Origin of the sequence: Chthoniobacter sp., from assembly GCF_040003245.1 — a bacterium.
Taxonomy (GTDB): domain Bacteria; phylum Verrucomicrobiota; class Verrucomicrobiia; order Chthoniobacterales; family Chthoniobacteraceae; genus Chthoniobacter.
Genome location: NZ_JBDUCX010000172.1, coordinates 1 through 14,649, shown reverse-complemented (window position 1 = coordinate 14,649; position 14,649 = coordinate 1). Strand labels below are relative to the sequence as shown.

13 protein-coding genes are annotated in these 14,649 nt (G+C 61.4%); 8 read left to right on the top strand and 5 right to left on the bottom strand.

Annotation, left to right across the window (positions count from 1 at the left end; all coding sequences use genetic code 11):
• Positions 1–246: 246 nt before the first annotated feature.
• From ABJF10_RS21095 to ABJF10_RS21080, 4 genes are read right to left on the bottom strand one after another with little or no spacing between them, the layout of a single operon-like run.
• Complete coding sequence (locus ABJF10_RS21095; protein ID WP_348546588.1) at positions 247–978, bottom strand: amino acid ABC transporter ATP-binding protein; 732 nt, start codon at positions 976–978, stop codon at positions 247–249.
• A 5-nt stretch (positions 979–983) separates the two neighbouring features.
• Complete coding sequence (locus ABJF10_RS21090) at positions 984–1,766, bottom strand: amino acid ABC transporter permease (RefSeq protein WP_348546587.1); 783 nt, start codon at positions 1,764–1,766, stop codon at positions 984–986.
• Between the two features lie 4 nt (positions 1,767–1,770).
• Positions 1,771–3,393, bottom strand: coding sequence for a DUF885 domain-containing protein (locus ABJF10_RS21085; protein WP_348546586.1), 1,623 nt, complete (start codon positions 3,391–3,393; stop codon positions 1,771–1,773).
• Positions 3,390–4,187: a hypothetical protein gene (locus ABJF10_RS21080; RefSeq protein WP_348546585.1), complete on the bottom strand. Its 798-nt coding sequence runs from the start codon at positions 4,185–4,187 to the stop codon at positions 3,390–3,392. The genes ABJF10_RS21085 and ABJF10_RS21080 overlap by 4 nt, the downstream gene beginning before the upstream one ends.
• Before the next feature lie 185 nt (positions 4,188–4,372).
• On the opposite strand from ABJF10_RS21080, the gene ABJF10_RS21075 reads away from it, so the two are divergent.
• From ABJF10_RS21075 to ABJF10_RS21060, 4 genes are all read left to right on the top strand, one after another.
• On the top strand, positions 4,373–5,866 hold the full coding sequence (locus tag ABJF10_RS21075) for a glycosyltransferase (RefSeq protein ID WP_348546584.1): 1,494 nt from the start codon (positions 4,373–4,375) through the stop codon (positions 5,864–5,866).
• Between the two features lie 138 nt (positions 5,867–6,004).
• Positions 6,005–6,604 carry a L,D-transpeptidase gene (locus ABJF10_RS21070; protein WP_348546583.1) on the top strand — a complete coding sequence of 200 codons (600 nt, stop codon included), beginning with the start codon at positions 6,005–6,007 and terminating at the stop codon, positions 6,602–6,604.
• Positions 6,605–7,628: 1,024 nt separating this feature from the next.
• Entirely contained in the window at positions 7,629–10,736 is a 3,108-nt protein-coding gene (locus tag ABJF10_RS21065; protein WP_348546582.1) for a vitamin B12-dependent ribonucleotide reductase, read from the top strand.
• Between the two features lie 297 nt (positions 10,737–11,033).
• A complete protein-coding gene (locus ABJF10_RS21060; protein WP_348546581.1) occupies positions 11,034–11,405 on the top strand; it encodes a VOC family protein in 372 nt (123 codons plus the stop codon).
• 63 nt (positions 11,406–11,468) lie between these two features.
• Here ABJF10_RS21060 and ABJF10_RS21055 read toward each other — a convergent pair whose 3' ends face one another.
• Positions 11,469–11,690, bottom strand: coding sequence for a hypothetical protein (locus tag ABJF10_RS21055; protein ID WP_348546580.1), 222 nt, complete (start codon positions 11,688–11,690; stop codon positions 11,469–11,471).
• A 259-nt stretch (positions 11,691–11,949) separates the two neighbouring features.
• Between ABJF10_RS21055 and ABJF10_RS21050 the strand changes: the two genes are divergently transcribed.
• The 4 genes from ABJF10_RS21050 to ABJF10_RS21035 all read left to right on the top strand — a co-directional run bounded on the left by ABJF10_RS21050 (position 11,950) and on the right by ABJF10_RS21035 (position 14,477).
• Positions 11,950–12,246 carry a hypothetical protein gene (locus ABJF10_RS21050; protein ID WP_348546579.1) on the top strand — a complete coding sequence of 99 codons (297 nt, stop codon included), beginning with the start codon at positions 11,950–11,952 and terminating at the stop codon, positions 12,244–12,246.
• Positions 12,247–12,453: 207 nt separating this feature from the next.
• Positions 12,454–13,005 (top strand): hypothetical protein, encoded by a 552-nt coding sequence (locus tag ABJF10_RS21045; protein WP_348546578.1) that lies wholly within the window; start codon positions 12,454–12,456, stop codon positions 13,003–13,005.
• A 1-nt stretch (position 13,006) separates the two neighbouring features.
• Complete coding sequence (locus tag ABJF10_RS21040; RefSeq protein ID WP_348546577.1) at positions 13,007–13,723, top strand: response regulator transcription factor; 717 nt, start codon at positions 13,007–13,009, stop codon at positions 13,721–13,723.
• 133 nt (positions 13,724–13,856) lie between these two features.
• Positions 13,857–14,477, top strand: a complete 621-nt coding sequence (locus ABJF10_RS21035) for a hypothetical protein (RefSeq protein WP_348546576.1) — start codon at positions 13,857–13,859, stop codon at positions 14,475–14,477.
• Positions 14,478–14,649: the final 172 nt, after the last annotated feature.

The following is a 14,649-nucleotide window of genomic DNA, read 5'->3' as shown; positions in this document are numbered from 1 at the left end:
GCAAAGTGTTTCATACTCTGCTGTTGAGAGGCCGCGCCGCGTTGTGACGCGGGGGAGGGAAGATTTTTGAGAAATCTTCCGGGGCGGAGGCAGCCGCGAGCCGTTGCCACGGGGCTGCGGCGTCGCAGCGAGGTGTAGGGCGCGTGTCCTTACGCGCCGGGCGAGGATCGAATCCGCAGGTTTCTCCCGGCGCGTGGGGACACGCGCCCTACACCCGTGGTGACCGCTGCACGTCCGAGGAAGGCCTCAGTGCCTCAGAATCCGCGCCAGGAAATCGCGGCACTCGCGACTCTGCGGTGCGGCAAAAAGCTCCCCGGCGGGCCCGTGCTCGATGATTCGGCCTTGGGCGAGAAAGGCGACGCGGTCGGCGACGTGGCGGGCGAAGCCCATCTCATGGGTCACGAGCAGGAAATCGCGACCCTCGTTCTTCAACTCCTCGATCACGTCGAGCACCTCGGCGGTCATCTCGGGATCGAGCGCGCTGGTTGGTTCATCGAAGAGCAGCAGGCGCGGCTTGATGGCGATGGCTCGGGCAATCGCCACGCGCTGCTTTTGGCCGCCGCTGAGCTCGGCAGGCTTTTTGTGCGCGTGATCGGCGAGGGCAAAGCGGCGCAGGGCCTCGCGGGCGATCTCCTCCGCGGCGGAGGGCGCTATACCGTGCACTTTCTCCAAGGGGAGCGTGATATTGGCCAGCGCAGTGAGATGGGGAAACAGATTGTAGGCCTGGAAGACGACACCGAGATGCAGGCGGTGCGCGCGGAGCGACTCTTCATCGGCGCCGACATGCTGACCGTCCAGCGCGAATCCGCCGCTGTCCGGCGCCTCGAGCCCGGCGATGATGCGCAGCAGCGTGGACTTTCCGCCGCCGCTGGGCCCAATGAGCGCGAGGCTGCGCAACTCACCGAAATCGACGGTGACGTTGTCGATCACGCGATTCGTGCCGAACGATTTGCTGAGCGCTTCGAGCGAAAGGTGCATGCAGATTAAGTCTCGAAGCGCGACCGCTGTTCCCATCGCTGGGTCCAGAGCGAGATCGGCAGCGTGAGGATGAGATAGCCGAGCGCAATCGACAGATAGATCTCAAACGTGGTGTAGGTGATCGAGTTCACCTGGCTCGCCGCAAGGCTGAACTCGGCGATGCCCAGTACGGAGAGCAGTGACGAGTCCTTGATGATGCTGGCGAATTGCCCGGCGAGTGGGGGCAGGCTCTGCCGCAGCGCCTGCGGGAAGATCACGTAGCGGTATGTCTGCCCGCGAGTGAAGCCGAGCGCCCGCGCCGTTTCCAATTGCGAAGCGCTGATACTCTCGATGCCCGCGCGAAAGATCTCGCTGATGTAAGCCCCCTCGAACAGCGAGAGGATCAGCGCTCCGGAAATCAGACGATAGTCTGTCGAGAGCTTTTGGCCGAAGGCGTACCAGTAGATGAAGAGCTGCACCAGGAGCGGCGTACCGCGGCTGACTTCGACATAAATGCGGGCGAAATCACGCAGCGGCATCCAGGGACTTCGTCGGGCAGAGGCAAACAAAAGGCCGATGAGACAGCTCAGTGGCAACGCGAGGGCCGAGATCTCGAGCGTGGTCACCCAGCCATCCCAAAACAGCCGCCAGTAGCTGCCCGCCAGCCGCCATTGCCACTGGTAGTCGAGCAACGCAAACGCCCCGGCGACGAGGCCGGCGAACAGCGCCAGCGCGAAGGTGAAGCTGACCACGCGCGCCCAAACCGGCGAGGGCGTGCGGTCGTCGGCGAGCAGCAGCGCGCGCATCATGATATCAGGCCGGCCGCAGGCGCGACTGCCAGATCCAGCTCCAGGGCAGGGCGCCGAAGCTGAGCATCCAGTCGTTGAATTGCCGCAAGGACCAGCCTTCGCGGCCGACGAGTTGCGCGTGGAGACGCTCCACTTCGAGGCGGCCGAGCAGATAGCTCATGGGTACGGTGGGCGAACTCGTGTACCAATTCACATCGCCGCGCGCCCGGGCCGCAGTGAAGCCGACGCCGTCCTGGAGACGCTTCGCCGCCGCGGCGTAGGTCAGCTTGCCGCTGTGCAGGCCGCAATCGATGACGATGCGGTGTGCCCGCCAGAGGGCATCATGGATTTGCGTGAGCCGCGCTTCGGGAAAATCCACAATGCCGAGATCGACAGACTGCTTTTCGCACCACAGCGTCCAGCCCTCGTAAAAGATGGCGTGGTGCATGAGCCGGCGGATTTTGCTGGGGTGGCGATTCTGCACCACGAACTGCAAGTGATGACCGGGATACGCCTCGTGCGCGCAGGTCAAGGCGAGGCCGAAGTGCTGGCGGATTTCCGTCGCGCGCTTTTCGGGTGTGGGTTGGTCAAGGCTCAGATCGTTGACCCAGAAGATGCCGGTCTGGTCGGAGTCAAAGGCGCCGGGTTGGAGATATGCGGCGGTGGGAAATTGGTGGCGCAGATATTCCGGCACGGGCAGGACGCGGCATTTCTCCCGCGGCGGAAAGGTGACGAAATCGGCACGCTGAAACTGGCCGCGCGTCTCGGCGGTCACGCGGGTGTACTCCTCGAGCAGCGGGCCACGCGGCTGCCAGCCCGCGGCGGCAGCTTCGAGAATGGCGGCGACGGATTTGCCCCGGCCAAATTTCTTCGCCTCCACCTTGAGCTCGGCGCTGAGCTTCTCGATCAACGCATGGCCGAGCGCTTCCGCTTCCTCGACGCCGAGCGAAAAACCCAGCCGCTCGCGGATGAGAAATTCGAAATTCTCGCGCCCCACGGAAAAGCCATTCGCCGGCCCGGGCGCCTTGCCTTCAGCCGCGCGAGCGTAACGCTGCAGCGCGGCTATGGCCTTCTGGACGAGCTGCGCGGTCCTGGCCGGCTTGGGCGAAACCTCCGCGAGCTGCGCGCCCACCTTTTCGAAAAAGGACTTCGCCCCATCACAACTTTGGCGCGCGAGCTTCGTCCACAGCGGCACGGGGTGGCGCAGGCACGCCGCGCCTTGGTCGAGAAAGCGGGGCAGGGCGGCGAGGCGCGCCTCGATCGCCTCGCGGGCTGGCCGCAAATTCTCCGCGTGACGGACGACGAGACTGAAAATCGCATCGATCGCTGCGCCGCAGTGGACCTGGGGATTGATACGCCAGTGGGGAAAGGCGTCGTTGAAAAAGCGCTCCGTGCGCAGCAGCGCCAGCAAGCCCCGGCGATCCAGCCAGTCATCGCCGGTGAAGGCGAAATCCGGCAGCGCCTCGACGTCGCGCAGCGTTATCTCGGTGATCGCCAGAAACTCCCGATGCGTGGCCGCATCGTTTTCCCCGAGCAAGGCGTCGAACTCGTGGAGCCCGCGCTCGCTGGCCACCTGCGGGAAGAGCCGGTGCGTCTCGTCGAGATAACGCGCGGCCAGGGCGCGGAATCGCCGAACCGGGGCGTTCATTCGTCGCTGGTGACGAGGTTGTTGATCTCCCGGGCGAGGTCCCGGACGCGCTTGACCTCGCCCTTTTCGATAGGTACGTCCACCGGCTTGGTCGTGATGGTCTTTACTTCCTGGAGATTCTTTACAATCGTCTGGGCGAGCTTGGTCTTCTTGAAGCTCGGATTGAACGTGGAAGCGCGATCAAGGAAGTAATCGAGGAGTTCGGGCTGGATCACCCGCCGGGCACGCTCGGGGCTGTAATCGTCCACGGCCACCGTGCTGGTGATCTCCAGTGCTCGCAGCCAGCCGCCGAGGGCGACCAGGTGGGCGATCTCTTCATCCTTCAAGCCCATCATGGCCGATTCCACCTCCGCCTGGGTGCGCACGAGCTCCTGTTTGACGTCCGACCACTGGGAACGGGCCGCCTTTTCCAGGATGCTGCGGCTGTGCTTGCTTACCTTGTCACTCACGCCAAGGCCCTTGGCCAGCCGGAGCAGGGCGCGCCCGACCGGTTCGATGCGGGACTGCTTTTCCGAGGCGACGGCCAGAAAACCGTCGGCGATCACCGCACCGGTGCTCAGGGCCAGGCGGGCGCGATCCTGGGGCATGGTCTCGGGTAGGTCGCGCCAGACTTTGTCGAAGGGAAACGGCTTCAGGGCGTCGATCTCTTGCAGGATGATCTCGATGGAGGGAGCGGTAAAGCCGTTCACCCCGAGCTCCTCTCGCATGTGTTCGATATCGTCCGCCGTGGGCTTGGGCGCGGCTTGGGAATTCGTAATCAGGAGGCTGGCTACGACAAGAAGGAGCCAGCGCACAGGTATTTGCATGGGAAACGATGATGGCAAAATGCGGAAAGATTGCAGCAGCTAATTTAAGGGGACGAAACTGGAACGGAAGCTGTTGTAGATAGGAGATTTCCCGCTTGACCATCAGGAGCCAACCGCCATGATTCCGCGCTTAATTCGGCCGGAAACGGCCTAAATTCACTATGCAAGGAAGCTTGGGAAACACAATTTGGACAATTTGCTACTTTATCGTCCTGTCGGGCCTGTCTCTTTACGGCCTTCACCGTTACGTCATCGTCTATCTTTTTCTGAAGAATCGCAATAAGCCGCCGCAGCCGCGGGCGACTTTTGAGAAACTGCCACCGATCACGGTGCAGTTGCCGATTTTCAATGAGCTGTACGTCGTCGAACGATTATTAAAATCGGTCGCCCTCCTGGATTATCCGCGCGAACTGCTCCAGGTGCAGGTGCTGGATGATTCGACTGATGAAACCACACAGATCGCCGCTGACCGCATCGCCGAACTCAAGGCGGCCGGGCTCGATATCGAACTCATCCACCGGACCGATCGCACGGGTTACAAGGCAGGTGCCTTGGAAGCAGGGTTGAGCTCGTGTAAAGGCGAATTCGTCCTCATTCTCGATGCCGATTTCGTTCCCGCGCCCGACATGCTGCGCAAGACGATCCATTTCTTCACCGACCCGCAGATCGGTATGATTCAGACCCGCTGGGGCCACCTGAATCGCACCTATTCGCTCCTGACGCGCGTCCAGGCCATGTTCCTCGACGGTCATCTCCTGCTCGAACAAACCGCCCGGAGCCGTGCCGGACGGTTCTTTAATTTCAACGGGACCGCGGGACTGTGGCGCCGCTCCTGCATCCAGGACGCCGGTGGCTGGCAGCACGACACGCTCACCGAAGATCTCGATCTCAGCTATCGCGCGCAGTTGAAGGGCTGGCGCTTCATCTTCCTGCCGCATCTCGTGACGCCGGCGGAATTGCCCGTCGACATGAACGGCTTCAAGTCGCAGCAGCATCGCTGGACGAAGGGCTCGATTCAGACCTGCATCAAGCTGCTCCCCGCGGTGTGGAGGGCGAAACTGCCGGTGGTGGTGAAGTTTGAAGCGACGGCGCATCTCACCTCAAACTACGCCTATCTGCTGCTGTTCTTCCTCTGCATCCTCATGCACCCATCCACGGGCGACGGTGTCTATCGCCCGTGGCAGATGTGGCTGGTCGATATCCCGATTTACCTCTCGGCGTCGCTGCCGGCGGCGATCTTTTACATCTGCGCGCAGCGCGAGCTGTATCCGAAATCGTGGGGCAAGGAGATCCTCCTGTTGCCCATGGTGCTGGCGCTGGGCATCGGCCTGGCGATCAACAACGCCCGCGCGGTGCTCGAGGCCATGTTCGGCCATCAGTCGGAGTTCACCCGGACGCCGAAATACGGCATCGAGAGCAAGACCCAGGCGTGGAAGAAAGCGCGCTATTTGCCGATGAAGACGGTCCTGCCGTTCGTCGAATTGGCCTTCGCGATTTATTTCAGCTACCTGCTCGGCTTTGCCATGGCGCACGGCCAGTGGTTGAACGCCGCTTTCCTCTCCCTGTTCCTCGTGGGCTTCACCTACGTGGCACTCTGCTCGCTGGCCCAGTGGACGCCAAATTTGCGCTTCCCGGGCCGCGATACCGGTGCGCCGCTGGCGGCCTGAGCGACGGACAGATTTCCCGGATCGCCCGCAACGCTTGATTCCAAGCGGCTGGGCGGGCAGCCGGTATTCGTCGCCGAGGGATCTACATAAATCCCCCGAGGAGGCCCATGGCATGGGCGGTGCTAATTCATGTTTGCCATGAAATCTCACCGTTGCTTCCGCCTCCTGGTCACGATCGCCGCGCTCTGCCTCAGCCGCCTGGCGGTTTCGGCCGCGCCGGAGATCATCATCAGCGTGCCCGACCAGCGCCTGGTGCTCATGGAGAATGGGGTGCTCGTTGGCCACTACCCGATTTCGACTTCCAAGTTTGGCCTCGGCGACCAGCCCAATAGCTACGCGACCCCGCTGGGTACGCTCGAAGTCGCCGCCAAGGTCGGCGACGGTGCTCCGCTGGGCGCGGTCTTCAAGGGCCAGCATTTCACCGGGGAGGTCCTGCGGGCGAATGCTCCTGGCCGTGATCCCATCGTCACCCGCATCCTGCATCTGCGTGGCCTCGACGCCAGCAACTGCCGCGCTTTCGATCGTGGCATCTACATCCACGGAACCCCGGAGGAATCCAATATCGGCCGCCCGGCGAGCTATGGCTGCATCCGGATGCGCTCGCGGGATGTCGTGCGCATCTTCGCTGCCGTGCCGGTGGGAACGAAGATCGAGGTGGTGAATGCCCCCTTGCGCCGGGCCCTGGCCGAATACGCGGCCCAGCACCTGAATCAAGGCCGGCGGGTGGCAGGACTCTAGGCAGTAGATCGCTGCCGGGCGCCTCTTCCATGGGGGCTAAGGCCTGTGTTTTAAAAAACTCGCACCTTAAATCGCCTTAACTGGGCTTAAGGCACCTTAAAACGGGCTTTCTTTTCTTCGCCTGGGACTCCTTGATTTGCATCGGCCTCTGGGCGCGGGTCTTTCGGTAATACCGCCAATTTTTTCGCACCTCGATTTGCCTTGATCGGCCTTGCCTCGTCCCTGCTCACCTTGGGGCGGCTTGGTTTTCGAACACAGTGACGAAAAAAAGCGAGGCACGATTAGGCACGACCAGGCACGACCAGGCACGATTGCTGGCGACCGCCGTCGCCACCCTTACGGACGCGGGGGGGGCGAGGCAGCCGCGTGCTTTTCACCCGTTTGGGTGGAGGAATCGAGATGAAGTTCATGCGTGATAGGATGGCATAACACGGCGGAAAAAGTGCATGGCCCCATTGGTTCCATTGGCTCCATTGCGGAAAATTTCACTCTGCGCACCTCTTGCCGGCTGAAACGGAGCCCGGCGCGTAGGGACACACGCCCTCGACCTCAAGCGACCTGCCGCGGCCATGGTGGGCGCAATTTTGGTCGATCCGGGCATTTTTTGCGCAATCGATATGTATACGTAAGACTTTGAAAACGGGAGAAACGTCGCCTTTCGACGACATCATGCCCGCGGAAGGCTGTAAAAATCATCACTTTCAGCCGATATGGTCCGGGGATCATTTTAATACGGACTTTGGCGGGCGGAGGCGCCCGGAAACCTTGATTGTGACAATTGCGAGGAGGGGCGGTTCACATGTCAACAGGGAGGTTATTTTCGCCTCGAAATATATTTTTGTCTGGGCGTCTAATTTTCTTGGCACCCACTACGGCTTGTGGTTTCATCGACCCCCTAACCCAATATACTGTGGTTTCTTATTGGCGGTAATTCGCAGGATTTTCGCCGATTGTTCACAGGATATGGGCTTCCCCCAGACAGTTATTCACCTGCCATCCACAATTGCCTGAAATCGCGTATCGTATGATCGAATTGAAATCGAATCGCCGCTCCACCCACCGCGCCGCCACGAACGGCCGCGGCACCGTCGCCGCCTCTCGTCGGCGCCCTCAAGAGGGACTGAAGTTCACCCGTGTCTTCAGTCAGAAATCGATCGCGCCGTTTGACGAACTCGAGTGGGAACACCGCACCGCGGAGATCACCGACGATTCCGGCAAGGCGATCTTCAAGCAGGAAAACGTCGAGGTGCCCAAGTCGTGGAGCGCGCTCGCGACCAAGATCGCCGTGTCGAAATATTTCTACGGCGACATCGCGAACGGCACCGACCCGTACAAGGGCGGCCGCGAGCGCAGCGTGAAGCAGCTCGTGCATCGCGTCACCCGCACCATCACTGACAGCGGCATCAAGGACGGCTATTTCGCCGACAAGGAGAGCGCGGAAATCTTTTACAACGAACTCACCTGGCTGTGCGTGAATCAATTCGGCGCGTTCAATTCGCCGGTGTGGTTCAACGTCGGCCTCTGGCACGAGTATCGCGTCGGCGCCGGCCGCGGCGAAGGCAACTACTACTACAATCACAAGTCTGGCCAGGCCGAGCGCGCCAAGACCCAGTATGAATACCCGCAGGGCAGCGCTTGCTTCATCCAGTCCGTGGAGGACAACATGGAGGACATCATGCGCCTCGCCTTGTCCGAAGCCATGCTCTTCAAGTACGGCAGCGGCACGGGCAGCGATCTTTCCACGCTCCGCTCGACCCGCGAGAAGCTCAGCGGCGGCGGACGCCCCAGCGGCCCGCTCTCGTTCCTCAAGGTCTACGACCAGGTCGCGAACGTCGTGAAATCCGGTGGCAAGACGCGCCGTGCGGCGAAAATGAACACGCTCAAGGACTGGCATCCCGACATCGAGGAATTCATCGAGGCCAAGACCAAGGAAGAGAAAAAGGCGTGGGCGCTCATCGAGCAGGGCTACGACGGCAGCTACAATGGCGACGCCTACGGCTCGATCATGTACCAGAACGAGAACCTCTCGGTGCGCGTGAGCGATGAGTTCATGAATGCCGCCGGCGAGGGCCGCGAGTGGTGGACGAAGCGCGTGACCGACGGCAAGCCCTGCGAAAAGAAGGACGCCAAGACGCTCCTGCGCAAGATCGCCGAAGGCACGCATCTCTGCGGCGACCCCGGCGTGCAATTCGACACCACGATCGACAAGTGGCACACCTGCAAGGGCACGGCCCGGCAGAATTCCACGAACCCGTGCAGCGAGTACCTCTTCCTCGACAACACGGCGTGCAATCTCGCTTCGCTGAACCTGCTCAAGTTCAAGAAGGCGGACAGCAGCTTCGACGTCGACCGTTTCAAGGCGGCGGTGCGCATCTTCATCACCGCGCAGGAAATCATCGTCGACAACGCCAGTTACCCGATCAAGTCGATCGCGGAAAACTCGCACATCTTCCGCACGCTCGGCCTCGGCTACGCGAACCTTGGCGCGCTCATCATGAGCTACGGCCTCGGTTACGATACCGATGAAGGCCGCGCGCTCGCCGGCGCCATCACCTCCATCATGACCGGCCACGCCTACGAGCAGTCGGCGAAGATGGCCAAGTCGATGGGACCATTCCCCGGCTACAAGGACACCAGCGCCAGCGGCGTGAAGAAGCCGGTCGATACGACCAATGAGCCCTACATGCTCGAGGTCATCGAACTGCACCGCTCGCATGTGGCGCAGATCCAGGCCAGCGACCGCTTCGGCTACCTCAAGGAAGAAGCGCAGAAGTGCTGGGACGGCGCGCTCTCGCTCGGCAAGAAGCATGGCTATCGCAATGCCCAGGTCACCGTGCTCGCGCCCACGGGCACGATCGGCTTCCTCATGGATTGCGACACCACCGGCATCGAGCCCGACATCGCGCTGGTGAAATACAAGCTCCTGGCCGGCGGCGGCATGCTCAAGATCGTGAACCAGACGGTAAAGCCCGCGCTCGATAAGCTTGGTTATCGCACGGAAGAAATCGCGCAGATCATCGCGCACATCGATAAGTATGACACGATCGAAGATGTCGATGGCGAACCCTCCGGCTTGAAGCGTGCGCACCTGCCGATTTTCGACTGTGCCTTCAAGGCGCATCGCGGCGAGCGTTCGTTAGGTTACATGGGTCATCTGCGGATGATGGCGGCGGCGCAGCCTTTCCTGAGCGGCGCGATTTCCAAGACGGTCAACCTGCCCGAAAAAGCCACCGTCGAGGAGATCATGAACACCTACGTCGAAGGCTGGCGGATGGGTCTGAAAGCGATCGCGATTTATCGCGATAGCTCGAAGCGTTCCGCGCCGCTGAACACGAAAAAGACCAAGGACATGGGCGGCAAGGGAAGCGAGGTCGAGCCCACCGCGAATCGCGAGACGCTCGCGCAGCGGATCGTCGAGCTCGACCAGGAAATTGCGCAGCTCCGCGGCCAGGTCGATCAGCCGACCCGTCACCGGATGACTGACACCCGCATGTCGTTGACCCACAAGTTCGAGATCGCGGGCCACGAAGGCTACATCACCGTTGGTCTCTACCAAGACGGCCAGCCGGGCGAGCTCTTCATTCAAATGTCGAAGGAAGGCAGCACCATCGGCGGCCTCATGGACACCGTCGCCACCCTCACCTCGATGGCCTTGCAGTACGGCGTCCCGCTCGAGTCGTTAGTCAAAAAATTCGCCTACCAGCGCTTCGAGCCGAGCGGCTTCACCAAGAACCCCGACATCCGCAACGCCAGCAGCATCACCGACTACGTCTTCCGCTGGCTCGGCTGCCAGTTCATCAAAGGCTACAAGGAAGCCACCAGCCCGCACCGCGGCCAGGCCGATCTGCCGATGAAAGAACTCAGCGACATCGACAGCAAGGCCATCAACCGCCCCGTGCCCGAACTCCCGCGCGAAACCCCCGGCATCATCGACATCATCTCGCACAAAACCGGCAACGAAGGCCACCCGCACATCGGCAACGGCGCGCAAACCCACGCCGACCGCGTGAAGGACGCCATCGGCAACATGTTCATGGACATCACCTGCTCGAACTGCGGCTCGAGCAAAGTCATCCGCGCCGGCGCCTGCGGTTGCTGCACCGAGTGCGGCACTTCGCAGGGCTGCAGCTAAACGCATGAGCACGTCCAAGAAGAAAGAACGTCCCCGCAGCTCGGGCGAAGGCCCGGTCCTCGCGGACTAAACGATTCCCGCGGCTTTCGGCCGCCTGCAACCAAGGAAACACCCGCCCGGCAGTCGGCTGCTCAACCCAGCCCGGCTGCCGGGCGTCTTTGCCTTGGGGACTGACGAACTCAGAAGGTGGAAGGACTGCGTCCATCTTTCGCGACAAGGCCGGCGTGACAGCGACGAGCGATAGCTGATAGCTGTTGGCAGCGAACTCATTCCGCACTCCTCAATCCTACTTCACCCATGGAAGGCCACACTCTTTGCTGGACGGATATCCCCGTCATCGATCTCGATCGGGCCATCGCTTTCTATTCCGCCGTCCTCGGCGCCCCGGTTACGAAGGAGGAAGGCGAGCCGGGGGTGGAGTTCGGGCTGTTGCCGCACGATGACAACACTTCGGGATGTCTCACCTTGGGGGGCGACAATCAGCCCTCGCTCACGGGACCGCTCATTTACCTCTCCGTCGATGGCCGCCTGAATGAGGCGGTGGCGGTGGTGAGTGCGAATGGGGGGATAGTGCAACAAGCGTCGCACCAGATCGGAGCGTACGGCTACCGTGCGGTCGTCATCGATAGCGAGGGCAACCGGATCGCGTTGCATTCCGCCACCGCTTGACGGCGGCGCCGTCTCCTCCCCTTCGATCCTCGCAAAATGGACAAGGCTGGCGCTCCGATGCGGTCAGCTATCCGCCGCGGAAAAGAGCTCACCTTTTTTATCAACCCGACCGAAAAGCACGAGCGCGGCCAGGGTCGCCTCGATCTGTTCCGCAGTGACGCCGCTGAAGCGGCTCAGCAAAATTTCGACGGACGCGGGCGCCCCAATATGGCGCAACTCAACTGTGACTGCCTGTAGTCGACCGAGGTAGGTTCCTGGCCATGGGGTCTTGGCGTGCGCATCCATGTGTGGAAGTGTCGACGTTGGTCTGCAATCAACGCGTTTAGCAAGCCTCTTCACGGTAAAAATACATATAATTGCTGATAATCGATTCAGTTAAGAGAGGCGGCCGATTTGTACGGAGAGTCTTTCAAGAAGCGAACGGCAATGAGGTGGAACTTTGCCCTGGCAGTGCCGATCAACGACGGGACTCCCTGAAGTAATATACGTAAAATCTCGCATTATTATATTTTCAACGGCTGCGGCTTCTGCTTTCCTCCCGTCCGTGCACACGAACATTCTGCCGGTGCTGGTGGCGCTGTCGTACGGGGTGATTTCCCCGCTTTTCGGGCAGCCGGAGAGCGTGTTGTCGCTGGAGCAGCCGGGCCACGAAAAGTCGCCATTCCACAAGGGCGAACAATTGGACATCCAAGGCAACGCGACCGTGGCCGCCGGTGTGACGCGCATCGCGGTGCTGGACACGACGTACTGGCCATGGGTCCTGGTGAAACTCGAGCAGCGCGAGGTGTGGTTGAATTTCGACCACGTGGTGACCGCGAAGACGGTCGCGACGGCGAAATAGAATCGCCCGGGAAGCCTGATTCTATCAGGCTCGGCGAGTGTCGCGATTTTTTTGGCGAGTGTCGCGATTACCCCCACAGGGCAAGACTTTTGTGCGATTTGCGGCGAGGCGATTGAATGAGGGTAGTTCCTCCACAGAAATGAAATCCTATCCATCTGTTCTCGTTCACCGTCCAGCGTGCGCTCCCGCCAAACAGGAGGTGGCCGCATGAAAAGATTCACCCGTCTGCAGCGTGACGTCCGCGAAAACCAGATCTACCGCGACGCCTTGCTCGCCCAGCCCGCGGAGTTTTTTCGCACCCATTTCGGCCTGGTGCCGGACCCGATGCAGAAACTCTGTTTCGTCGAAAGGCTGATTCAAAACGTGAATGCGCCGCACGTTTTCGCGAATGATATTTACAGCGTTCGCATGCGCGATGCGTCGCCCTTCATCCAATTGGAAATCGCCCGGTTCGACGGGGAGCCGCGAACGAGCTGGCGGGAATTCCAGCAGATCAAAAATGAGTTGGTCGGGCCGGAGTGCGAGGCAGTGGAACTCTACCCCGCGGACAGCCGGCTGGTGGATACCGCGAATCAATACCATCTCTGGGTCAATCCAAACCCGGCCTTTCGCTTCCCCTTTGGCTACGACCGCCGCGTCGTCTTCGATGAGCCCGTCGTCTATCGAGGCCGGGCGGGTGAGGAGGCGCCGCATTCTTCCGGCCAGGCACTCCCCGGAGACAACACCGCGAGGGCCTGCCCTGCCGCCAATCCTTCCTGAAATGGCTGCCGCGATGCCGCCGCCACTCAGTTCGTCCGCGCGTTGTGGTGCCGGAGAGGCGACGCCGAACATAGTGAAGGTGGTCCTGGTCGAGGATCATCGGATGTTTCGGGAGTGGCTCACGCAAATGCTGGGCCGGGACTCCGGCTGCGAGGTGTGTGGCGAAGCGGATAATATCCAGGATGCACAACGGCTGATCCGCGCGACCAACCCGGATATCGTGATCGTGGACATCACGCTGAAGGGGAGCAGCGGGTTGGAGCTGATCAAGGATCTACGAGCCCAGGGTCTGCACATTCCGGTGCTCGTACTTTCGATGCACGACGAGGCGCTCTACGCCGAGCGCGTCTTGCGGGCCGGTGCGCGCGGTTACATTTCCAAGCATGAGGCGGCCTCCACGCTTTCCAAGGCCATCCGGCATGTCTTGAGCGGGCAGGTGTATCTGAGCGAAGGGATGACGGCCAGCCTGCTGGAGAAAGTATCCGGACGGAAGACGCCGGCGAACACGTCGGGCCTGGAGTTGCTCGCCGATCGCGAGCTCGAAGTCTTCCAGCTCATTGGCAAGGGGCATAATGGGCGGGAAATTGCCCAGATCCTGCACCTCGGGGAAACGACCGTGGACACCTATCGCGCGCGGATCAAGGAGAAGCTCCGGCTGCGCAACGCGGCGGAACTCTACAGCCGTGCGGCCCAGTGGGTGCACGAGAATGGAGCGTAGGAGCACAGGTCACCCGCCCTCTGTTTGCCGCCGCCCGGCACCATACCTTGGGGTGTCGCGATTTCCCCCACAGGTGATGTCTTTTGCCGAAGAGATTCTGGTTTGTTGAAATGCAGTCGTCCCTTACCACCCCATGAACACTGTGACATCCGCAGTTATACCGTTGGACCGCCATACTCCGCCGCCAAGGTCGCTGGCGAAAGGCGACCGGGAGATGACTCCCTTTGTCGAGAGGCCGCACGACGTGCGGGAAAACCAAATTTATCGCGATGCCCTGCTGGCGCAGCCGCCGGATTTCTTCAAGGGCTACTGCCAGGGTCGCGTGCCGGACATTTTCGAGCGGATGGTTCTGGTGGAGCGGCTGGTCCAGGCCATGGCTGCGCCGCAGGTGTTCGTCAACGATACCTATCGCGTGCAAGTGCGTCGCGAGCCGCCCATCGTTCAACTGACGATCTCGCGCCACGATGGCGAACCGGCCAAGGACTGGCGGCAATTTCAACAGATCAAGAATGAGCTGGTCGGCCCCGAGTTCGAGGCCGTCGAGCTGTTTCCCGCGGAAAGCCGGTTGGTCGACATGGATAACGAGTACCACCTGTGGGTGAACACGGAGACTGGATTTCGCTTCCCCTTTGGCTATGCGCGCCGGCATGTGGCTGAAAAGCCGATCATCTACCGTGGGCGCGCGGGCCAGGAAGTGCCGGACAGCGAGGGAGCACCATTGCTTACGGACAGCACAGCCGGAGCCCTCCCGTAAGGCGACGGGACGATTTCGGCGCGGCTGCCGGTCGCTTCAGTAGCGGCTTGGTGGCGATCAGCGCATGCGGTAAAAGGCGGCATCCCCGTGACTCGTCTGCCCTTCCTCCTCATTTTCCTTGCCGCCTTGGGCTGTGCCCAAGCTGAATTGACGGTTACGTCGGACTTCGAGG